The organism is Massilia sp. CF038, assembly GCF_900129765.1.
In the GTDB taxonomy this organism is placed as follows: domain Bacteria; phylum Pseudomonadota; class Gammaproteobacteria; order Burkholderiales; family Burkholderiaceae_D; genus Telluria_A.
The window spans coordinates 773,984-795,682 of the sequence record NZ_FQWU01000001.1; the positions used below are offsets into that span (position 1 = coordinate 773,984).

Below are 21,699 nucleotides of genomic sequence, written 5' to 3' on the forward strand. Positions count from 1 at the left end.
GAACGACGAAGGTAGCACCAATTGCCGGCACCGGCTAGCGGGGCGTCAATCGTGCGCAGGCGCGCCACTTGTTAGCCAGAACACATCGCCCTCGCGAAGGCGGGGGCCCATACCACCTTACCGAATTCGGTAACATGGTATGGGCCCCCGCCTTCGCGAGGGCGATGTGGCGTTTAAGCTGCTTCGGCGATGCGCTTGGCGATGTGGGCCAGCGCTTCTTCAACCTGGTCGATCAAGATCAGGCACAGGTCGCCCGGGGACAGGCGCGCCAGAGCGGTATCGATGGCGATGAATTCGCCATTAATTTCGTCCACGTGCGTGGTGCGCTTGGCGCCGCTCAAGCCTTCGCGCAGCAGACGCACCACCTCGCCGTCGGCGCGGCCGCGCTGGCACTGGTCCTGGTACAGCAGCACGTCGTCGAACGAGGCGCCCAGAATTTCGGTCTGCTGGCGGATGTCCACGTCACGGCGGTCGCCGGCGCCACTGATCACTACCGAGCGGCGCTTGGCCGGCATGCTTTCCACTGCGCTGACCAAAGCCAGAATCGCGTCCGGATTGTGACCGTAGTCGGCAATCACGGTCGCGCCCTTGTAGTTGAATACATTGAAGCGGCCAGGCGCGTTGTCGCTTTCGTTGGCGAACGATTTCAGGCCCGCGCAGATGCGCTCCCACGGCATGCCGACGCCCCAGGCAGCAGCCACCGATGCCATGACGTTTTCGACCTGGAAGCCGATGGTGCCGTCGCGGGTAATGGGCACTTCGCTCAGGGCGACCTTGTGTTCCACCTTGCCCTGGGCCGCAATCAGCATGCCGTCAGCCACGTAGACCACGCGCTGACCTTGTGCGCGGTGGGTCGACATGATCGGGTGCTCCGGGTCAGCCGCGAAGTAGGTCACGCTGCCACGGCAGTTGTGCGCCATGGCCGCAACGATCGGGTCAGCTGCATTGAGCACGGCAACACCGCCATCGGCGACGTTTTGCACGATCACGCGCTTGAGTACCGCCAGGTCTTCCAGCGTGGTGATGTAGTTCAGGCCCAGATGGTCGCCCGAACCGATGTTGGTCACCACGGCGACCTGGCAGCGGTCGAAGGCCAGGCCTTCGCGCAGCATGCCGCCACGCGCGGTTTCAAACACGGCGGCATCGACGTCGGGGTGCAGCAGCACGTTGCGCGCACTGCGCGGACCGCTGCAGTCGCCGCTGTCGATGCGGCGGCCTTCGATGTAGACGCCGTCGGTATTGGTCATCCCGGTACGCATGCCGCCAGCGGTCAGCAGGTGGGCAATCAGGCGCACGGTGGTGGTCTTGCCGTTGGTGCCGGTCACGGCCACCACGGGAATGCGGCCATCGTCGCCGTCGGCAAACATCGACGAGACAATCGCTTCGCCCACCGCGCGGCCCTTGCCGAACGATGGCGACAGGTGCATGCGCAAGCCCGGTGCGGCATTGACTTCGACGATGCCGCCGTTTTGTTCTTCAATTGGTTTGAGCACGCTGTCGCACACCAGGTCGACGCCGCAGATATCCAGGCCGACCATGTGGGCGGCGGCAATGGCGCGCGCGGCCACTTCCGGGTGCACGTCGTCGGTCACGTCGGTGGCAGCGCCACCGGTGGACAGGTTGGCGTTATTGCGCAGGATGACGCGCGCGCCTTTTGGCGGCACCGATTCAGCCACGAAGCCTTGCTTGGCCAGCGAGGCGAGGGCGATATCGTCAAAGCGGATCTTGGTCAGCGAGGTGGCGTGGCCATTGCCACGGCGTGGGTCCAGGTTGACCTGGTCGACCAGCTGGCGCACGGTTTGCACGCCATCGCCCACCACGATAGGCGGGTCGCGCCGCGCTGCCGCGATCAGCTTGTTGCCAATCACGAGCAGGCGGAAGTCGTTACCGGGCAGGTAGCGCTCCACCAGAATATCGTCGCGGAATTCCGAGGCGGCGGCGTAGCCGGCATCGAGCTGCTCGCGGGTGGTGACGTTGACGGTCACGCCCTTGCCCTGGTTGCCATCCTTTGGTTTGATCACGACTGGCAGGCCGATTTCAAGCGCAGTGGCCCAGGCGTCATCCGGGTCGCTGACTACGCGGCCCATCGGCACCGGCACGCCGGCTGCGTGCAGCAGTTTTTTGGTCAGTTCCTTGTCCTGGGCGATGGCTTCGGCAATGGCGCCGGTGCTGTCGATTTCGGCGGCCTGGATCTTGCGCTGGCGCGAGCCCCAGCCAAAGGCGACCAGGCTGCCCTGAGTCAGGCGGCGGAACGGGATGTTGCGTGCCACGGCAGCCTGCACGATGGCGCCTGTGGATGGGCCGAGGCGCACGTCTTCATCGAGTTCGCGCAGTTCATGCAACGCCGCGGCCAGGTCGAACGGGGTGTCGTCTTCGGCTGATTTGATCAGCGCGACCGCGATCTCCATCGCGCGGCGCCCGACTTCTTCTTCCGAATACTCGACCACCACCTGGTGGATGCCGGTGTCGACCGTGGCGGTGCTGCGGCTGAAGGTGACAGGGCAGCCGGCTTGCGCCTGCAAACCCAGAGCCGCCAGCTCGAGCACGTGCGCCATTGGGATGGTGTCATCGTGGCCGGTTGGCTGGAACGGGCTCATGTCGGGGAAGCGGGTGCGCAGACGCGCTTCGAAGCCAGGCATGTTGCCGACGCATTCTTCTTGCGGCGTCAGCGACACGATCGCCTCGATCGAGGTGTGGTGGCTCCAGAGGTTGGGACCACGCAAGGCCCGTACGCGAGATACTTCCATAAACCGGTTCATCCTATGAGGGTTGGGCGCATCGCACTGCTGCGAGCTGACCCGCTGCCCGGCACCTGCGGCCGGGCGCTGTTAATCAGTGATTCGTTTTTTTCGGCAGCGGATCGAAGGTGCGCAGACCGGCGCCGATCAAGTCCGCCGGCACACCCAGCGCCACCGTGGCGGCAACGGCCGCCAGCACGCTTTGTGGATGCTCGGCCGCACCGGGTTTCAACGCGGTCAGGCTGAGGATCACGGTCTCGCTGCTGCCTTCGGCCAGCACCACTTTGCCGTCGCGCAGAATCACCGCGCGTTTGCCGGCGGCGCGGTGCGCCTGGATGACAGCCAGTTCGGGATCGGCGCCGTAGAAAATAACTTCGTCGTCGCACAGGTCAGCCAGCTCGGCCACCGCTGGAATGGCGGCGTTCAGCACGGCCACGCCGTCCGGCAGAATCACGTCGACCTGGGTGCGGATCACGTTGGCCATGCCGTCCACATCGTTGATGTAGAACTCGCCCAGCACTTCATGACCGTCCATGTCGGTGACCACGCCCACGTTGCACTTGTCGTAAGCCAGGCCGTCGGTGAGGATCATGCGCGCATTGCTCTCGAATACGGCCGCTTGCACGGTGCGGTTGATCAGCAGGCGCTGGCCCGCGTCCCAGGTGGCGGCATTGCCTGGCGTGACCAGACGCTGGTCCAGGTACAGCCCCTCGGTGCTGACCACGCCGGTGTGCTTGCCGGTCAGGTGCACCAGGCAGCCAACCAGGCGCGCGATCAAGCTGGTGCCTTGCGAACCAGTGATGCCCACGATGGGGATGCGGCCATTTTCAGCCTGGCCAAACAGGTGGCCGACGATGGCGGCGCCAATCGGACGCGGCTCGCCGTCAGCAGGCTTGAGGTGCGACAGCAAGCCCGGGCTGGCGTTGACTTCGATGATGGCGCCGCGCTGTTCATCGAGCGGACGGCTGATGTCTTCGCACACCAGGTCGACACCGGCAATGTCCAGGCCGACAATGCGCGCAGCCAGTGCAGCGGCATGCGCAATCGATGGATGGACCTTGTCGGTGACGTCGAAGGCGACGTTGCCGTTCGGCTGAATCAGCACTTTCTGGCCCGCCAGCGGCACCGAGGCCGCGGTCATGCCCTGGCGTTTCAGTTCCAGGATGATCTCGGCGCCGTTTTCCGGCGACAGGGCATTCAGCGGCGAATTCTCATCGGTGCCGCGGCGCGGATCGGTGTTGATCTGGCTGTCGACCAGGGCGGTGATGTTGGCGCTGCCGTCGCCGGTGACCCACAAGGCTTCGCCCTTGGCGGCTGCGACCACCTGGGTGCCAACCACCAGCAGGCGGTGTTCGTCACCGGTGATGTAGCGTTCGACGATCACGCTTTCGCTGTCGCCCTTGCGGCTGGCCAGGTGGTAAGCCGCTTCCACGTCTTCCTGGGTCATCAGGTTCAGCGACACGCCGCGGCCGTGATTGCCGTCGTAGGGCTTGACGACCACGGGCAGGCCGATGTCTTGCGCTTCTTCCCAGGCTTCGGCGGCGCTGCGTACCAGCGCGCCTTCCGGCACCGGCACGCCGCACGATTCGAGCAGGGTCTTGGTCAGGTCTTTGTCGCTGGCGATGCTTTCGGCAATCGCGCTGGTGCGGTCGGTTTCGGCGGTCCAGATGCGGCGCTGCGCGGCACCGTGGCCCAGTTGGACCAGGTTGCCATCGGTCAGACGAAGATGGGGAATGCGCCGTTCGGTCGCCGCTTCCACGATGTGGGCAGTCGATGGGCCGAGGCAGTGGTCGTCAACGATGTCCTTGAGCGCGGCGACAGCGGCCGTCAGGTCGAAGGGGGTATCGTCAATGGCGGCCATCAGCAGATCGCGACCAGTGTGCAGTGCGGCCAGGCCGACTTGCTCCTGGCGCGTGCGGAAGGCCATCTTGTAGACGCCGATTTCGCCGGTGGAGCGGGTTTTGCCGAAGCCCGTGCGCATGCCAGCCAGGTTTTGCAGTTCGAGTGCCACGTGTTCCAGAATGTGACCGGACCAGGTGCCTTCTTTCAGGCGCTCCAGAAAGCCGCCGCGCTCGCCCACGCCGCAGCGGTGTTCGATCAGGCCGGGCAGCCAGGCCACCAGCCGTTCGTACAGGCCGGGCAGTTTGTTCGAGGGGAAGTCTTCCAGCGCGCCGATGTCCAGCCACGCTTCAATGACGGGGCGGTAGGTCCAGATGTTTGGACCGCGCAGATGGTTCACGCGGAGGAACTCGATTGCTTTCTTCTTAGTCATTTAATGATTTCTTGATAACAGGGCCTGGCGTTGTTGACGCTGGGCGTTCCTGGTGAGGCCAATTTGGAGCCCATCATGTTGTATACTTGCCCTTCCGAAGCTTACCGCGCCAAACCGATTTCTGCCAGTCTCGATTCCTGAAAGATCCTTCCAGGCAGCGGCTCACTTTTCCCACACGATGACATCTAATCAACTAATTTCTCAAACTGGCACTGCCACTGTACCAATTACCCTCCCTGGCCAGTGGCAAGTCGAGGTTGAGAAAGAACTTGCGTCAGGGGAAAACGTTTTAAGTGGCGTGGAGGTTGACCTCGATGCGCGTTTACGTTTCCGCAAGGGCATGGTGGTGGTCACCAATCGCCGCCTGATCGCCCGCGCACCGGACGATAAAGAGTGGAAGCAGTACAGCTACCGGCCTGGTCTGGCGCTGCGCCACCATGATCACGCCGGGGTCGGCCACCTGGAACTGGTGGACGAACAGGGCCGCCTGGCGGCCTGGCGCTTCACGCTGGGCCAGAATCTGCACGCCATTCGCGTGCTGGACGCCTTCCGCGATCAGCTGGAAAGCCATTTGTCCGGCCTGCCGGTGCACGTGGCCGAACAAAATGTCTGCCCAAGCTGCAAGGCGCCGCTGGAGCCGGATCAGGACGAGTGCCCGATCTGTACCAAGGTGCTGTACACACCGCCTTCCACATGGACCCTGTTCCGCCTGTGGCGTTTTGCCAAGCCGTACAGCGGCCAGCTGGGGCTGGGCTTCTTCCTGATGCTGGCGTCCACTGCCGCGCACATGATTCCGCCTTACCTGACCATGCCGCTGATGGACAACGTGCTCATTCCGTTCCAGAACGGCGCGCCGGTGGATCAAAAGCTGGTGTGGCTGTACATGAGCGGCTTGTTCGGTTCGGCCGTGCTGGCCTGGGCGCTGGGCTGGGGCAAGACCTATGTGCTGGCGCTGGTGTCCGAACGCATGGGCGCCGATCTGCGCTCGGCCACGTATGAACACTTGATGAAACTGTCGCTGGAATTTTTTGGCGGCAAACGCACGGGCGACCTGATGTCGCGTATTGGCAGCGGCTCCGACCGGATCTGCGTGTTTCTGTCGCTGCACCTGCTGGACTTTGCCTCCGACGTTTTGATGATCATCATGACGGGCGTGATCCTGTGCTCGATCAATCCCATGCTGGCCGTGATCACGCTGGTACCGCTGCCATTCATCGCCTGGATGATCCACATCGTGCGCGACCGCCTGCGTACCGGCTTTGAAAAGATCGACCGCGTGTGGGGCGAGGTGACCAACGTGCTGGCCGATACCATTCCCGGCATCCGCGTGGTGAAAGCCTTTGCCCAGGAAAAGCGCGAAGCGACGCGCTTCCGCGAAGCGAACCGCCACAATCTGGCCGTCAACGACAAACTCAATCGCGTCTGGTCGCTGTTCTCGCCAACGGTGTCGTTCCTGACCGAACTTGGTTTGCTGGTGGTGTGGGTCTTCGGGATCTGGCAAGTGTCCAAGGGCGAGATCACGGTCGGCGTGCTGACCTTGTTCATCACTTACAGCAGCCGCTTCTACGGCAGGCTCGATTCCATGAGCCGGATCGTGTCGGTCACGCAGAAATCAGCGTCGGCGGCCAAGCGCATTTTCGACATTCTGGACCACGTTTCCAGCGTGCCGGAGCCGGTCAATCCGGTCAAGCTGGACAAGATTGAAGGCCGCATCGACCTGCGTGAAGTGGGCTTCCGCTACGGGAACCGGGCCGTCAACCGCGGCATCAACCTCAATATCAAGGCGGGCGAATTCGTCGGCCTGGTGGGCCACAGCGGTTCCGGCAAGAGCACGCTGGTCAATCTGATTTGTCGCTTTTACGATGTGTCGGAGGGCGCGATTCTGCTCGATGGCGTGGACATCCGCTCGTTTGCCGTATCGGACTACCGGCGCAATATCGGCCTGGTGCTGCAGGAGCCTTTCCTGTTCTTTGGCACCATCGCCGAGAACATCGCCTATGGCAAACCGAATGCATCGCGCGAAGAGATCATCGCGTCGGCGCGCGCCGCGCACGCCCACGAATTCATCTTGCGCCTGCCCCAAGGGTACGACTCGATGGTGGGCGAACGCGGCCAGGGCCTGTCGGGCGGCGAACGCCAGCGCATTTCGATTGCCCGCGCGCTGCTGATCGACCCACGCATCCTGATCATGGACGAAGCTACCTCCTCGGTCGACTCCGAGACTGAAAAAGAAATCCAGAAGGCGCTCGACAATCTGGTCCAGGGCCGCACCACCATCGCCATCGCGCACCGCCTGTCGACACTGCACCGGGCCGACCGCCTGGTGGTGCTGGACCGCGGCGTGGTAATGGAAGAGGGCAGCCACGATGAACTGATGGCGCGCGAAGGCGCCTATTTCCGCCTCTACGAAGCGCAGGCGCGCAATGTGGATACGGACATGGACGACAAGGATGGTGAATAAGATGGGTATCACGAATTTTCAACTGAGCCGCGACAGCTTCGGGCGTCTGGTGCTGACGGCAGAAGATGGCGAGGTCCATGTCGGGGTGTCGCCGGTGCGCGCATTTCCCATTCAGGCGCCGGATCAGGGCATCTCGCTGGTGCTGGGCGACGGCAAGGAAGTGGGCTGGATTGACGACATCGCCGGCCTGCCCCTTGATATCCGCGAGCTGGTTCAGGACGAGCTGGAGGGACGCGAATTCATGCCCGAGATTTTGTCGGTAAAAGACGTTTCCAGTTTCGCCACGCCGTGTACCTGGTACGTGCAGACCGACCGCGGCGACACCGAATTCACGCTCAAGGGCGAGGAAGACATTCGCCGCATTGGCGCCACCTCGCTGCTGGTGGCCGACAATCATGGCATCAATTTTCTGGTGCGCGACATGTACACCATCGACAAAAATACGCGCCGCATCCTGGACCGCTTCCTGTAGGAGTTTGCATGCATTATCTGCTCATGTACGACCTGGCGCCGGACTACCTGGCGCGGCGCGGGGAGTTCCGCGACGAACACCTGGCCTTGGCCTGGCAGGCGCAGGAACGCGGCGAGATCGTCATTGCCGGCGCGCTGGCCGAACCGTCCGACATGGCGGTGCTGTTGTTTGAATGCGACTCGCCCGAGATCCCGGCGCGTTTTGCCAAGGCCGATCCGTACGTCGTGCATGGATTGGTCACGGCTTATCGCGTGCGCCAGTGGAATACCGTGGTGGGCGCGCAAGCAAGTACCCCGTTGCGTCCCGGAGTCACGCCGCAAAAATAAGCTTCCCCTGAACACCTTGCTCAAATTATAATTAATCTACAGAAATTATTTTGCGACCAAGGAGCTCTGCATGTCAGACATCTACGCACCACCCCAGTCTTCCATCAACGGTCCCACGCCTGCCCAAAAGGCTGCCAAGGAAACCGGCCTGTTCCCCGTCGCCACAGTTGGCCAGCGCATTGGCGCCGCTTTTCTCGAATTTGTCGTCTGGCTCCCGCTGTTGGGCTTGCAAGCCTTATTGAACAACATCAGCAATACGCTCGATGTCGTGTGCATGGTCTTGTATCAAGTGATCGTCCTGCTGATTTTTGTTGGCATGGTGCGCGTGTTCGGCGGAACGCCTGGCAAGCTGATCTTGGGCTTGCGCGTCGTGATGCTGGACCGCACCGCGGCGACGTGGAAGGCCAGCTTGTTGCGCTATTCCGTCTACGGCGCCCTTGGCGCAGTCATGTGTACCGGACAAGTGATCGCTAGACTCAATGTGGCCAATGACTATATGTCGCTGGACTACCTGAGCCGCAGCATGGCGCTGCAGGCGCAGACACCGTGGTGGGTGATGCTGGTGACAGGCCTGACGTTTTTGTGGCTCGTTGCTTGCTTCATTTCGATGCTCACGAATAAACAGCACCGCACGCTCTACGATTTCCAGGCCGGCACCGTCGTGGTCAGTACGCGCTGACGCTCATCCGTACCGGCCATGCCAACTGATCCATATGCCCCACCGCAGTCTGCGGTCGGGGGCTTTACCCGCGCCGAACAGGATATTCGCGACAACGGCGGGCAGGTTATTGCCAGCGCTGGCCAACGCCTTGCCGCCAGCCTGATCGACTTTGCCATCGTGCTGCCGCTGGTGGCGCTGGACCTCTACCTCGCGTCGCATACGCGCTGGTCCGACCTGTACATGTTGCTGCCGTATTACCTGGCAACGATCTTTCTGTCCATCGTGATGGTACGCACCTACGGTGGTTCGCCGGGCAAACTGTTGCTGGGCATGCGGATCGTCATGTTGGATGGGAGCGCGGTTACCTGGAAGGCGAGCGTGCTGCGCTTCTCGGTCTATCTGATGCTCGAACTGGCGATCAGCGCGAGCGATATTCTGACCGCGTTTGCCATGCCCGATGACAGCTATCTCGCGCTCGATCACACGGCGCGTATCGAAGCGCTGGAGACGTACGCGCCCTGGTGGAGCGACTATCCCAGCTACGCCGTGATGTTGTGGATGCTCGCTTGTGCGATTACCCTGCTGGCCAATCAACGGCGCCGCACGCTGTACGACTATCAGGCAGGCACGATTGTTGTGCGTGTCCGATAAAAACAAACTCACATCAATTTCAGGAACGCGCTGATGAACCAGAATCCTTACGCCGCCCCGTCATCGGGCGCTGGCAGCCAGCCGGACGAAGCGGGCGCCTTGCGCTACTCCGGTTTCTGGCAGCGCGTTGGCGCTTATCTGATCGATTTTTTGATTGCAGTACCATTGGTGGCGCTCGATTACCTGGTAGGTGGCAGCACCCACCTGTATCCGCTTTACGTCTTCATTCCTGGCGTCTGCTTTGGTCTGTTCATTCACGTGTACATGGTGTACCGCTTTGGGGGATCGCCGGGCAAGCTGGTGCTTGGCTTGCGCATTGCCATGCAGGACGGATCGCGCGTGACCCTGCAGGCGACCATGCTGCGCTATGCAGTGCTGTTCTTGATTGCGCTAAGTACGGGCCTGCTGACGGCGATGATCGCCATGAAGGTGCCCAATGAGGTCTACACAACGCTGAGCTACTTGCAGCGCGGGCAGGAATTGGTGGCGAACGCGCCAGGCTGGTTCAAAGGACTGGCAGCGTTGACACAACTATGGGCGCTTGCAGGCCTGATCAGCATCATCGCAAACCGCAAGCGCCGCGCAATACACGATTTCATTGCCGGGACGGTCGTCCTGCGCAAGTAGTCCCATCGATTTTTAACCAGCGAAGAACCACAAATGAAAAAGCTCCTCATTGCAGTACTGCTGTGCGTATCCGGTTCCGCATTTGCCAATTCGGCATGCGACAAACCGAAGAACGATTTTGACGGCCTGTATTGCCTGAACAAGGTATGGCAGGAAGCCGACAAGGAACTCAACGAGAATTACAAGGCGCTGGCGTCCAAGCTCGATGCCGACGGCAAGAAGGCGCTCAAGACCGGCCAGCTGGCCTGGATCAAATCGCGCAATAACAGCTGCTCCAAGCTCGAGCCGACCGCGTTCTGGGTTGATCTGGACTGCGCCAACAAGACCACCATCGACCGTTCGCGCTTTTTACAAGACCGCATTCGCGAATGCGCCAGTGCTGGCTGCATGAACAGCAAACTGTAATTGACTGCGGCGAGCGCGCCCGCGCTCGCCTTGCAACGCCGGTGCCTTACCTGGCGCTGGCAATCCACTGATCGACGCGCGCTTCCAGGATCGACAAGGGCAGCGTGCCGTCGCCAATCACCACCGCATGGAATTTAGGCAGCGAGAATTTGTCGCCCAGCGCCTTGCGTGCGCGCTCGCGCAATTCCAGAATTTTCAGCGAGCCGGTTTTGTAAGCCAGTGCTTGCGCTGGCCACACCATGTAGCGTTCGATCTGGTTCTTGGCGCGCGCTTCGCTCCAGCCCAAGGCGTCGGCCATGTAGCTGATGGCTTGTTCGCGCGTCCAGCCCTTGGCGTGAATGCCCGTATCCACCACCAGCCGCACGGCGCGCATCAGCTCCGCATTCAGGTGGCCGAAATAGGCTTCCGGATCTTTGTACAAGCCCATCTCGGTGCCCAGCGTTTCCGAATACAGGGCCCAGCCTTCGGTGTAGGCGGCGCTGTTTGGGTTTTCGGTATTGAACTTGCGGAAGTCCGGCAAATCCAGTTCCTTCAACAGCGCCGCGTGCAGGTGGTGGCCAGGCTGGCCTTCGTGCAGGAACAGGGTCACCATGCCGGTACGGCTGTAGTCTTTCGGGTCATTTACCACTGCCCAGAACACGCCAGGGTGTGAACCGTCTGCCGCGGGCGGCGTGTAATGGTCCGACGCGGTGGCGCGTGTCAGTTCCGGCTCCAGCTGCAGTTCGATTTGCGCTTTGGGCAGCAGCGTGAACATGTCGGGCAGCTTGGTCTTGACCTTGGCGTCAATGGCCAGGTATGCGTCCAGCACTTCCTTTTCGGTCTTGAAGGACTTGAACTTCGCTTGCGCGGTGACCCATTGCGGCAAGGCCTTGGCCGGGCCGTCGTACCCGAGTTTGGGACCCAGTGCCACCCATTGCTGCTGGATGCGCGCCACCTCGCGCAAGCCTGTCTCGTGAATCTGGTCCGGCGTCAGCGACAGAGTGGTGCGGTCATCGACCTGGGCCTGATACCACGCAGCGCCGTTCGGCAAAGCGGCCCAGCCGCTGCTGGTGCGCCCGGCTGGCAGATATTCTTTTTCAAGGTAGACAGCCAGGCGGTCGAGCGCGGGCATCAGTTTGGTGGCGGCAGCGCGGTAAGCGCCGGTGAGCGACTTGCGGTCGGCTTCAGAGAACGACACGGGCAGATTCTTTGCCGGCGAGTAGTAGATGCTTTCTTCGGCCGACTTGCTTTGCAATTGCTTAAACTGCGGCAGCATCGCTTCGATGATGGGCTTCGGTTGCACGATACCTTGGCGCACACCTTCGCGCATATTGGCGATGGCCTGGTCTATCCACGCGGGCAATTGATTCAACCGGCTGATGTAATCGCGCTGCTGCTTGACCGTGGCCAAGGGCTGCGAGCCGGTGCCGCTGGCATAGTTGGCCAGAGTGCCAGGCACATGATCGAAATGATTCAAGGGCAGCAAGTGATCGGGGAAGCTGGCCAGCTTGAGCACGCTGCCCAGTTCATAGACCAGCAAATCGTAGGTCAACGCGTCGTTTGGCGCCATGCGCTGGCGCGGCAGTGCGGCCAGCTGCTTTTGCATCTTGCGGTACAGCGCGAACTGGGCATTGCGCCGTGCAGGCGAAATGGTCAGGCCAAGCTGGTCGTTGTATCGGCTGTCGCCATTGGCCGTGGCAAACAGCAGCGGATCATAGGTGGCGCGCGCGTGGTGGAAGGCCGCCGCAATCTGGGCCAGCTGCTTTTTGGCAGGGGCCGGCGTGACGGCCGTGGCAGATGACGGCGTGAGCGCAGGGGCGGCAATGACCTGGGCTGACAGCAAGGTGGCGGCAAGGGCGGAAATGCGAAGCGCGGAACGAAGCATGGAGCATCCTGGCGTGGGTTAGGTTGCCATAAGAATACACGATGCGATCCGACTTGACTTGGTACTTGTTGCGCCTCAGCGCGGCCAGGAGAACAATGCTATTTCTCTGGAATCATGCCGAGTGTTCCGAGCCAGGTCTCGACCAGCTTCGGCCATCTGGTGATCGGATTCGCAGTCGGACGCAAGCCGAATGCGTGGCCTCCCTCGGCAAACAAATGCATCTCCACTGGCACGTTGGCCTTGCGCAGGGCCGCGTAGTACAGCAGCGAAAACTCCACCGGGTCGACCGGATCGTTCTGCGCGTGAATCAGCAGCGTGGGCGAGGTTTTGCTGGTGACCTTGAGCGTTGGATTCAGGCGTGACAGGTCTTCTTTGTAGTTGACCGACATATGGCCAGGGTAGAGCGCCACGGCAAAGTCCGGTCGGCAGCTTTCTTGGTCCGCCTTGTCGACTTCGGCATAGATGCGCTTTTGATGTGTGCTGATGGCCGCCACCAGATGGCCACCTGCCGAAAAGCCGAGCACGCCAATCTTGTGCGGGTCGATTTTGTATTGCGCCGCGTGGTGGCGCAGCAAGCCCAGGGTGCGTTGCGCATCCTGCAGCGCTGTGTGCGTTTTTGGAATTACCCGCTTGTTGATATTCTGGTCCCAGTGCGGTCCCGATCCCGGCACGCGGTATTTCAGCAGCACGCATGTCACGCCAGTCGATGTGAGCCAGTCGCACACTTCGGTGCCTTCCAGATCGATCGCCAAGCCCCAGTAGCCCCCGCCCGGAAAGACGATCACGGCCGCGCCCGTATTGCTGCCTTTGGGCGGGTAGACTGTCATCGTTGGACGTGTGACGTTGTTGACCTCGATCCATGGGCGCCCGGCGACGGGGCGGCTTTCCTGGATGGTCATCTCGTCTTCCGGACCGGTCGCAGGTTTTGCATTGGGAATTGCGCCCGGCCAGATTGGCACTTGCGTGTGCCCGCCCGCTGGCTGCCATGCGGCAGCGCTGGCGTTTGTCAGGGTCAGTGCAGCGAGCAGACCAATCAAATAGTTCAAAGAATGCCTTTCGATAAAGTTGGGACGGCGCGGCGGGTCAGATGCCGGGCTTGAATGCCTGTGTGAGCTCTGCCAGCGCCTGCTGGGTGTCACGCAGGTCTGCAAGGGCTTGATCCAGAGCGGCATAGCCGTTCTTGTCTGGCGCGTGGCACTGCACCTCGAGCGTGTGCACGGAGCTTGCAATGCGTTTGAATTTGTCGACGAGTACAGGGTCCGTGTGGTTGGCAGCAAAATACGCGTCTGCCAGCGCCGTGCGCTGAACTAATTTCAGTGCTGGATCCTGCTCGGTTTCGCTAGCGATGGCTGCGTTACCGGCAAAGAAATGACAGAGAAGTTGTAGCTCAAAATCAAGACGATGCACGCCGAAAATGAATTTCCCAACTTGTTCGTAATCGGTCATTGTTTGACGCATGCGGTGAGAGAAGAGCATGCCAGTGTAGAGTATTTATATGGGTCAGTGATGTAATTTTTACATCTGATGCGAAGTGCATAGCATGCCAATGATGAAGACCAGTCCTGCGCCGATGGTCGGCGCCTTGCGGACCGCCGTGCAAGATGACATCGACTTCGCGAAGGCGGGGGGGGGCAGTAGCAGATCACCGATGCCATGGGCTCCCGCCTTCGCGAGAGCGATGTAGTCCTTTTAGAAGTTCAGCGAACGCTTGTTCTGACGCAGGTGCATGTCGCAATTACTTGCACGGCAATGCTATGTCTATTATTATGGACAAATGGATCAAATAATAGACAATGCCGGCCGACAATTGGCCGCCCGCATTCGCCTCGAGCGTGATGCCCGTGGCTGGGCGTTGGCCGAGCTGGCCGAGCGCGCCGGCGTGGCCAAGGCCACCATCAGCAAAATAGAGCGCGAGGAAGTCAGTCCCACCGCAGTGATCCTGGTGCGCATTGCCGCGGCCTTCGACCTCACCTTGGCTGGACTGCTGTTGCGGGCCGAAGAAAAGGGCAGGGTGTCGCGCGCGGCCGAGCAGGCGGTCTGGCGCGATCCGGCGACAGGCTATGCACGGCGCCAGGTACTAAGCCGGCCCGATCACCCGCTTGAAGTGGTGCAGGTATCCATGCCGGCGCGCCAGCAGGTGGTATTGCCCGCCTCGTCCTACGCCCACATCCGGCAGGCGGTATGGGTGCATGCGGGCCGCCTGACGATCATCGAAGACGGCGTGCGGCACGACTTGGAGGAAGGCGATTGCCTGCCGTTCGGGCCACCTTCCGATGTGACCTTCATGAACGACACGGACGATGTGGTGCATTACGTCGTCGTCCTTGCCCGGAGCTGAACATGGCAATCCAGATTCGCGTGCTGGAAAGTACCCCGGATACCATCGGCCAACTGGCCGACCTGCTGGTCGAAGTCGTGGCGCACGGTGGCTCGGTCAGTTTCATGCACCCGCTGGCGCCAGCCGCAGCGGCGGCCTTCTGGAGCGCGTCGCTGCTTGCTGCCGGGCGCGGTGAACGGGTGCTGCTGGGTGCCTGGGAAGAAGGTGTTCTGGCTGCCACCGTGACGCTGCTGCTGGAGTGCCCGCCCAATCAGCCCCACCGGGCCGAGATCGCGAAAATGATGACGCGCCTGAGTCATCGCGGACGTGGCCTGGCAAGCGCGCTGATGCAGGAGGCAGAGCGCCTGGCCCGTGCGCGCGGCAAATCGCTGCTGGTGCTCGATACGGCCAGCGAGGGCGGCGCGGCCGCGCTGTACGAACGGCTGGGCTTTACCTTGACTGGCCTCATTCCCGACTATGCCCTCAAGCCCCATGGCGGCCTGACGGGAACCCTGATCTACTGGAAGCGGCTGAGCTGATTTTTTGATGATAAAATGTTATGTGCATACATTTTATCCGGTCGCTCCTCTGAAACCCCATTACGTCGTCGTTACCACCGGTTCTGCCGGGGACTTGTTCCCTTTCCTGAAGCTTGCCGAGGGACTCAGGCAGCGCGGTTTTCCCGTCACCTTTGTGGCGCCGGATTTGCACGCGCCCATGGTCGCGCGCACGGCGCTCGCTTTCCACGGCACCCCGGTCGATCCGGCGGTGCTCAGGCACCCCGACCTGTGGCATCCAAAGCGCGGCTTTGCCATCGTCTGGCGGGCAGTGCGCCCTGGCATGAAGGCCTTGCTGCCGCTGATACGGAACCTGCCTGATGTGCCGTGCGTGATCGTGGCCCATCCGCTGGCGCTGCCCGAGGCCGATGCCTGCCGCGCCGTACGGCCCGATCTGCAGGTGGCGGTGGCCTATCTTGCCCCATCGAACATCGCCACCGTCTATGATCCGCTGGTCATGGGCCCGTGGAAAGTGCCGCGCTGGATTCCGCACGCCGTGCGGCGCTGGCTGTGGCGCCAGGTCGGCAAGCGCTTGATTGATCCGGTGGTGCTGCCGGACATAAACGCCGACCGCGCCGCGCTGGGCCTGGCGCCAGTGAACGGCTTGTTCGATCTGATGGCGCACGCGCCGGACTTGTCCGTCACCCTGTTCCCGGAATGGTTCGGTGCGCGCCAGCCGGACTGGCCAACGCCGCTGGTATGTGGCGAGTTTGCCCTGTACGACCCGGATCCCGATGCCGCGTTTTCGGCTGAGCTGTCGCAGTTTCTGGCGGCAGGCGAGGCGCCGATCGTGTTCACCCATGGCACCGGCAACCACCAGGCCAGCGCCTATTTCGCGTGCGCCCTGGATGCCGTGACGCGGCTGGGCAAGCGCGCGATTTTTCTCACTGGCCTGCCCGAGCAAGTGCCGGCCGGCTTGCCGCCTACCGTGCTGTGGCAAGCCTATCTGCCGTTCAAGGCCTTGCTGCCGCACGCGGCGGCGCTGGTTCACCATGGCGGGATCGGCACCACGGCCGAGGCGCTGCGGGCCGGGGTGCCACAGCTGATCGTGGCGCTGGCGTTCGATCAGTTCGACAATGCGGCCCGGGTGGAAGCGCTGGGTGCCGGCCTTGGTTTGCCACACCGGCAGCTCTCGCCTGCGCGCCTGGCGAGCGTCCTGCAACGCCTCGTTTCTTCCTCGTCCATTCGCGACAACACGCGCGCTGTTGCAGCGCGTCTGACCCCGGTGCCGTCTCTCGATTCCCTGCTGGATGCGATCTCCGACATGGCAAAAAAAATGGGAAAAAATTGATTGGACTGATGTTGAGACCTTCCCCAAGATGGTTCGCAGAGCATGAACATGCCGCCAGCGCCACATAACTAGAATCGCCAGGAGACGCATGAACACCACCGTATCCGGTCGGGTGACGACCGATTCCGCGCGCCCCTTTGCCTTGCGCATGACTGTTGCCGTGCTCGCTGCGGCCGGCCTTGTCAGCAGCGCTTCCGTGTGGGCGCAGGAAGCTGTGCAAACAGCGGCGACGGCCGATGCGGTCCCTGCGCAACAGGCGGGCGTGGTGATGGTGACCGGCGTGCGCAAGGCGGCGCAAAGCGCGCAAGCAGTCAAACGCGATTCGGATGACGTCATCGATGCCATCGTGGCCGAAGAAGCGGGCAAGTTCCCGGACAAGAACGTGGCTGAAATGCTGGGCCGTATGACGGGCGTGCAGATCCGGCGTGAAAATGGCGAAGCCAATACCGTCGTCATTCGCGGCTTGCCCGGTCTGGTCACACTGCTCAACGGCCGCGACATGTTCACCGCGTCGGGCCGCAATCTGTACCTGGCTGATATTCCGGCCGCCATGCTGTACCGGGTCGACGTCTACAAGACCCAGGGCGCGGACATGGTTGAAGGCGGGACGGCTGGCGTGATCGATGTGCGTACCAGCCGCCCGTTCGATGCCAGGGGTTTGACGTCGAATCTGACAGCGCGAATGGAACATCGCGACAAGTCCAGGTCGAACGATCCGAATGTCAGCGGCATGGTCTCGAACCGCTGGAACAGCGATGCCGGCGAATTCGGCGCGCTGGCGGGCTTGTCCTACCAGAAGGGCAATTACCACGATGAAGTCACCTGGAACTCGCCCCCGGTCAGCCGCAACAACGGCGCCTTCACTGGGCCCGACGCACTGGGCCATGTGCTGTATCACGGTGAGCGCAAGCGCCTTGCGGGCAACCTGGCATTCCAGTGGCGGCCCAGCACGACGCTGGAATTTTTTGCCGAAGGCATGACCACCGATATCCGGCACGATGCGCAGCGCCAGTTTTTTGTGGCGGACCTCGGGTGGCGCAGCAATCCTGCCGTGACCCTCATGCCAGGCACCACCCAGGCGGCCACGATCACCGCCGTGAATGCCAACCCGTTCACGCTGGCGTCGACCCAGGCGCCGTATGACGTGTCCAAAGGCAGCCAGGGCGCCATTGGTGCGCGCTGGGATGTGACGCCGGAGTGGCGCATCACGGCCGAACTGGCGCGCACGGTCAGCAGTGTGACGCAGGAGTATCCAATCATGGACTTCATCGCGGCGCCGCCTTCGATAACCGGCAACACCTATGTGAATGGGGGCGCGCAATTCACTTACCCGGCTTACGACATGACCAATCCGGCCAACTACCGGATCGCTACCCTGTTCGATAACCACAATCAGGCCCGAGGCGCCTCGACCGACTGGCGCCTTGATGCCATCTGGAGTCCGCAGGCCGCCGGCGTGGTCAGGGAGCTCAGCGTTGGTACCCGCATCGCCACGCGCAATGCCGCGTATGTGCACGAGAAAGACGGCTTCATTCCCGCGCCGGGCAATATCGCGCTGACATCGCAGCCAGCGCTGGCCTGCACATCGATGCCAATGGCAGGGGACTATGGCTTGCCGTCCTGGCTCACGCCCTGTGCCGGCTACCTGCATGACAAGCTGAACGCCGTGCGCGCGCTGTTTGGCCGCGCGGGGCCAAGCAGCGACGACCCCTTGTCGCTGTTTGACAATCAGGAAAAAACCCACGCGTTGTATGCCAAGGCCAAATATGGATTCGAGCTGGGCGCCATTCCGGTCGATGGCAGCGTTGGTGTGCGCATGGTGCGCACCAGCGCGGCGTTGCGTGGCTTTAGCAGCGCCAATGACGTGCCGTTTGCCGTCACCAACAGACGCAGCAGCAACGAAATCTTGCCGAACGCGACACTGCGCACCAAGATTCTGCGCGATGTGCAATTACGCCTGAATGTCGGCAAGTCGATTCAACGGCCGAACTTCGAGCAATTCAATCCGGGGGTCTCGTACAACGTGCCCAGCGCGACGGTGCAAGCCGTTGGCAATGGCGGCAATCCGGACCTGAAGCCGATCGAAGGCAACAACCTCGACGCCGCTCTGGAGTGGTACTTCGCGCCCACCGGCGCTCTGACGGCCACGGTCTACCATCATCATTTCAAGAACTACATTGTCACGCGCCAGCAGGCAGAGGTCTACAACGCCATCACGTACCAGGTGGTCCGGCCGCGCAATGTGGCGGAGGGCACGCTGGAGGGTGTCGAGCTCGCTTACCAGCAGTTCTACGACAAGTTGCCAGGCCTGCTAGGCGGTCTGGGCTTGCAGGCCAACCTGACCTGGATGCAAGGCGACCTGACCGAGGCCAACGGCACACCGCAACCCTTTGTGGGCATGTCCAGACTGTCGTACAACCTCACTGGCCTGTATGAACGCGGTCCGTGGTCTGGCCGCCTGGCCTATAGCTGGCGTGACAGGTTTGTGGACACCTTCAATTACCGCGGGCTCGGTGTCGACCTGATTGTCGCTCCCATCAAGACCCTGGACGGTTCGGTTTCGTACAAGCTCAACGACAGCATGCGTGCCACCCTGGACCTTGAGAACTTGCTTGACCGGAAGTATCACGACTACCATGGGATCGCCAGCAATCCACGGGACATCCGCCGCTATGACCGCGTGATCGGGCTGTCACTGCGCTGGAAAATCTAAATGCGCTTGCCCGCACAGAGAGAACAACACAAACAATGAAAACGCAACAGCTATCGATTCGCGAAAAAGTTGGCTTCGGGGCGGGCGACATGGCGCTCAATGTGGTGATCTCGTCGATGATGCTGATCATTACCTTCTTCTATACCGACATCTACGGCTTGCGTACGGAGGATCTGGCGCTCTTGTTTGTGGCCGTGAAAATCATTGGCGCGCTGGCCGATCTGATGATGGGGCAATTGACTGATCGCTTCACCTGGCGCATGGGCCGCTACCGGCCGTGGCTGCTGGCGCTGGCCATCCCCTACGGGCTGAGCGTGTTCTTTGTGTTCACGACACCGGACTGGGCCTACAGCGCCAAGCTGGTGTGGGCGTATGCGACGTACATCATCGTGACCATCATGACGGCCGGGGTCGGCATTCCCTACATTTCCCTCATCAGCGGCCTAACCAGCGATCCGCAGGAGCGTCTGTCGGCCAATGGCTACCGCCTGTTCTTTGCCAAGATCGGTGCCTTCATGGTGACCATCATCGTGCCTATCCTGGCGGAAAGGTGGGGCGACGGCAATGCTGCTGCCGGCTACCAGGTCGCCATGGCCGTCATGGCGGCCATGGGCGTGCTGCTGTTCCTGCTGTGCGTGTTCAGCACGCAAGAGCGCGTGCTGCACAAGGTGGAAAAGCAATCCCTGGCCGAGCAGTGCCAGGTGCTGATGCAAAACGACCAGTGGCTGATTCTGTGCGGCGTGTGCGTCACGGGCACGGTGGGCTATGTCGTGCGCGGCTCGGTGGCAATTTATTATGCCAAATACTATCTGGGTGGTGATACTGCACTGGTGTCCGCCTTTCTGACAACCGGCGTGGTCGCGGCCATTCTGTCGATGGTGGCGTCGACCTGGATCACCAAGTACTATTGCAAGGTCAAGATGTTCCGTCATTCGCAAATTGGCGTGGCCTTGCTCAGCGTGCTGCTGTATTACGCGGTCAAGCCGGGCGACGTGGCGCTGGCCTTCGTGCTGTACTTTGCCTTGTCCTTCGTGGTCGACCTGCATGCGCCGGTGTTCTGGTCGGCCATTGCCGAAACGATTGACTACGGCCACGTTAAAACGGGCAAGCGGGTGTCGGGCTTTGCCTTCGGCGGTATTTCGGTCTGCCAAAAGGCGGGCATGGCGGTGGCGGGTGCGCTGGTGGGCGTGTTGCTGACGTATTTCCATTACCAGCCGAACGCGCAGCAGGCGCCGCTGGCACTGACCGGCATTGCCCTGATGCTGACCGTGATCCCGGGCTTTTTCCATTTCCTGATGGGGATGTTGATGTTCAAGTACCGCATCAGCGACGCTTACTACGGCGCGGTCAAAGCCGACATGCAAACCCGTGGCTACGCCACCGCCTGAACGACTCCCATGCAGCTTCTGACACCCCTCATTGAACAGCGCGCCGATCCCTGTATCCTGCGCCACAGCGATGGCTTTTACTATTTCACGGCCTCGGTACCGGAATACGACCGGATTGAATTGCGCCGTGCACGCACAATCGCGGAACTTGCCGGCGCGGAAAAGGTCGATGTATGGCATACGCCGGAGAGCGGGCCCTGGAGTGAACTGTTGTGGGCGCCCGAACTCCATTACAACCAGGGTGCGTGGTATGTGTATTTTGCCGCTGCGCCCAGCCGCGAGATCAAAAACAAGTTGTTCCAGCATCGCATGTACGTCATTCGCAATACCAGCGCCAATCCACTGGAAGGCGGCTGGGAATTCATGGGCCAGGTTGATACGGGGATCGATACCTTCTGTCTGGACGCTACCACCTTCAGCCATGACGGACAGCTGTATTACCTGTGGGCGCAAAAGGATGAGGCGATTGAAGGCAACTCGAATTTATATATCGCGCCCATGTCCAACCCATGGACGCTGGCTGCCAAGCCTGTCCTGCTCAGCAAGCCGGAGTTCGACTGGGAAACGCGCGGCTTTTGGGTCAATGAGGGGCCGTCCGTTATCCAACGCAACGGCAAATTATTTATTACTTATTCCGCCAGCGCGACCGACGAAAACTATGCCATGGGCTTGCTGTGGGCAGCGGACGATGCCAATCTGCTGGACCCTGCCGCCTGGACCAAGCTGGGCGCGCCCGTGCTGCAGAGCTGCCACGAACATGGCGTCTACGGTCCGGGCCACAACAGCTTTACCGTGGCCGAAGATGGCGACACGGTCATGCTGGTGTACCACGCGCGCACCTACACCGAGATTGTTGGCGATCCACTCTGGAATCCGGACCGCCACACCTGGGTCAAGCCCTTGCGCTGGGACGCTGCCGGCATGCCCGTGTTCGGGAGGCCGTCAGTCGCCTGAGC

18 protein-coding genes are annotated in these 21,699 nt (G+C 61.7%); 13 read left to right on the forward strand and 5 right to left on the reverse strand.

Annotated elements, in window-relative coordinates:
- Nucleotides 1–173 precede the first annotated feature (173 nt).
- Nucleotides 174–2,747, reverse strand: coding sequence for a cyanophycin synthetase (gene cphA / locus BUC24_RS03500; RefSeq protein ID WP_073212734.1), 2,574 nt, complete (start codon nucleotides 2,745–2,747; stop codon nucleotides 174–176).
- Nucleotides 2,748–2,832: 85 nt separating this feature from the next.
- Entirely contained in the window at nucleotides 2,833–5,010 is a 2,178-nt protein-coding gene (gene cphA, locus BUC24_RS03505; RefSeq protein WP_073212735.1) for a cyanophycin synthetase, read from the reverse strand.
- A gap of 178 nt (nucleotides 5,011–5,188) precedes the next feature.
- Between cphA (BUC24_RS03505) and BUC24_RS03510 the strand changes: the two genes are divergently transcribed.
- From BUC24_RS03510 to BUC24_RS03540, 7 genes are all read left to right on the forward strand, one after another.
- Complete coding sequence (locus BUC24_RS03510) at nucleotides 5,189–7,471, forward strand: cyanophycin metabolism-associated ABC transporter (protein WP_083598690.1); 2,283 nt, start codon at nucleotides 5,189–5,191, stop codon at nucleotides 7,469–7,471.
- 1 nt (nucleotide 7,472) lies between these two features.
- Complete coding sequence (locus BUC24_RS03515; RefSeq protein ID WP_073212736.1) at nucleotides 7,473–7,943, forward strand: cyanophycin metabolism-associated DUF1854 family protein; 471 nt, start codon at nucleotides 7,473–7,475, stop codon at nucleotides 7,941–7,943.
- A gap of 8 nt (nucleotides 7,944–7,951) precedes the next feature.
- On the forward strand, nucleotides 7,952–8,269 hold the full coding sequence (locus tag BUC24_RS03520) for a YciI-like protein (protein ID WP_073212737.1): 318 nt from the start codon (nucleotides 7,952–7,954) through the stop codon (nucleotides 8,267–8,269).
- A 70-nt stretch (nucleotides 8,270–8,339) separates the two neighbouring features.
- Nucleotides 8,340–8,948 (forward strand): RDD family protein, encoded by a 609-nt coding sequence (locus BUC24_RS03525; RefSeq protein ID WP_073212738.1) that lies wholly within the window; start codon nucleotides 8,340–8,342, stop codon nucleotides 8,946–8,948.
- Nucleotides 8,949–8,966: 18 nt separating this feature from the next.
- Nucleotides 8,967–9,581: an RDD family protein gene (locus BUC24_RS03530; RefSeq protein WP_073212739.1), complete on the forward strand. Its 615-nt coding sequence runs from the start codon at nucleotides 8,967–8,969 to the stop codon at nucleotides 9,579–9,581.
- Between the two features lie 33 nt (nucleotides 9,582–9,614).
- Complete coding sequence (locus BUC24_RS03535; RefSeq protein ID WP_073212740.1) at nucleotides 9,615–10,208, forward strand: RDD family protein; 594 nt, start codon at nucleotides 9,615–9,617, stop codon at nucleotides 10,206–10,208.
- A gap of 33 nt (nucleotides 10,209–10,241) precedes the next feature.
- Nucleotides 10,242–10,613, forward strand: a complete 372-nt coding sequence (locus BUC24_RS03540) for a lysozyme inhibitor LprI family protein (RefSeq protein ID WP_073212741.1) — start codon at nucleotides 10,242–10,244, stop codon at nucleotides 10,611–10,613.
- Between the two features lie 46 nt (nucleotides 10,614–10,659).
- On the opposite strand, the gene BUC24_RS03545 is transcribed toward BUC24_RS03540, so the two are convergent.
- From BUC24_RS03545 to BUC24_RS03555, 3 genes are all read right to left on the reverse strand, one after another.
- Entirely contained in the window at nucleotides 10,660–12,477 is a 1,818-nt protein-coding gene (locus BUC24_RS03545; protein WP_073212742.1) for a DUF885 domain-containing protein, read from the reverse strand.
- A gap of 98 nt (nucleotides 12,478–12,575) precedes the next feature.
- A complete protein-coding gene (locus BUC24_RS03550; protein ID WP_073212743.1) occupies nucleotides 12,576–13,523 on the reverse strand; it encodes an alpha/beta hydrolase in 948 nt (315 codons plus the stop codon).
- A 37-nt stretch (nucleotides 13,524–13,560) separates the two neighbouring features.
- Nucleotides 13,561–13,923 (reverse strand): hypothetical protein, encoded by a 363-nt coding sequence (locus BUC24_RS03555; RefSeq protein ID WP_073212744.1) that lies wholly within the window; start codon nucleotides 13,921–13,923, stop codon nucleotides 13,561–13,563.
- 328 nt (nucleotides 13,924–14,251) lie between these two features.
- Between BUC24_RS03555 and BUC24_RS03560 the strand changes: the two genes are divergently transcribed.
- The 6 genes from BUC24_RS03560 to BUC24_RS03585 all read left to right on the forward strand — a co-directional run bounded on the left by BUC24_RS03560 (nucleotide 14,252) and on the right by BUC24_RS03585 (nucleotide 21,697).
- Nucleotides 14,252–14,815 carry a helix-turn-helix domain-containing protein gene (locus tag BUC24_RS03560; RefSeq protein WP_073212745.1) on the forward strand — a complete coding sequence of 188 codons (564 nt, stop codon included), beginning with the start codon at nucleotides 14,252–14,254 and terminating at the stop codon, nucleotides 14,813–14,815.
- A 2-nt stretch (nucleotides 14,816–14,817) separates the two neighbouring features.
- The gene (locus BUC24_RS03565) at nucleotides 14,818–15,333 is read left to right on the forward strand and encodes a GNAT family N-acetyltransferase (protein WP_073212746.1); all 516 of its coding nucleotides are present in this window, start codon (nucleotides 14,818–14,820) and stop codon (nucleotides 15,331–15,333) included.
- A gap of 22 nt (nucleotides 15,334–15,355) precedes the next feature.
- On the forward strand, nucleotides 15,356–16,642 hold the full coding sequence (locus BUC24_RS03570) for a glycosyltransferase (RefSeq protein WP_229448010.1): 1,287 nt from the start codon (nucleotides 15,356–15,358) through the stop codon (nucleotides 16,640–16,642).
- 88 nt (nucleotides 16,643–16,730) lie between these two features.
- A complete protein-coding gene (locus BUC24_RS03575; protein ID WP_073212748.1) occupies nucleotides 16,731–19,355 on the forward strand; it encodes a TonB-dependent receptor in 2,625 nt (874 codons plus the stop codon).
- A gap of 35 nt (nucleotides 19,356–19,390) precedes the next feature.
- Nucleotides 19,391–20,743: an MFS transporter gene (locus tag BUC24_RS03580; RefSeq protein ID WP_073212749.1), complete on the forward strand. Its 1,353-nt coding sequence runs from the start codon at nucleotides 19,391–19,393 to the stop codon at nucleotides 20,741–20,743.
- Between the two features lie 9 nt (nucleotides 20,744–20,752).
- Complete coding sequence (locus tag BUC24_RS03585; RefSeq protein WP_073212750.1) at nucleotides 20,753–21,697, forward strand: glycoside hydrolase family 43 protein; 945 nt, start codon at nucleotides 20,753–20,755, stop codon at nucleotides 21,695–21,697.
- The last annotated feature ends 2 nt before the right edge of the window (nucleotides 21,698–21,699 follow it).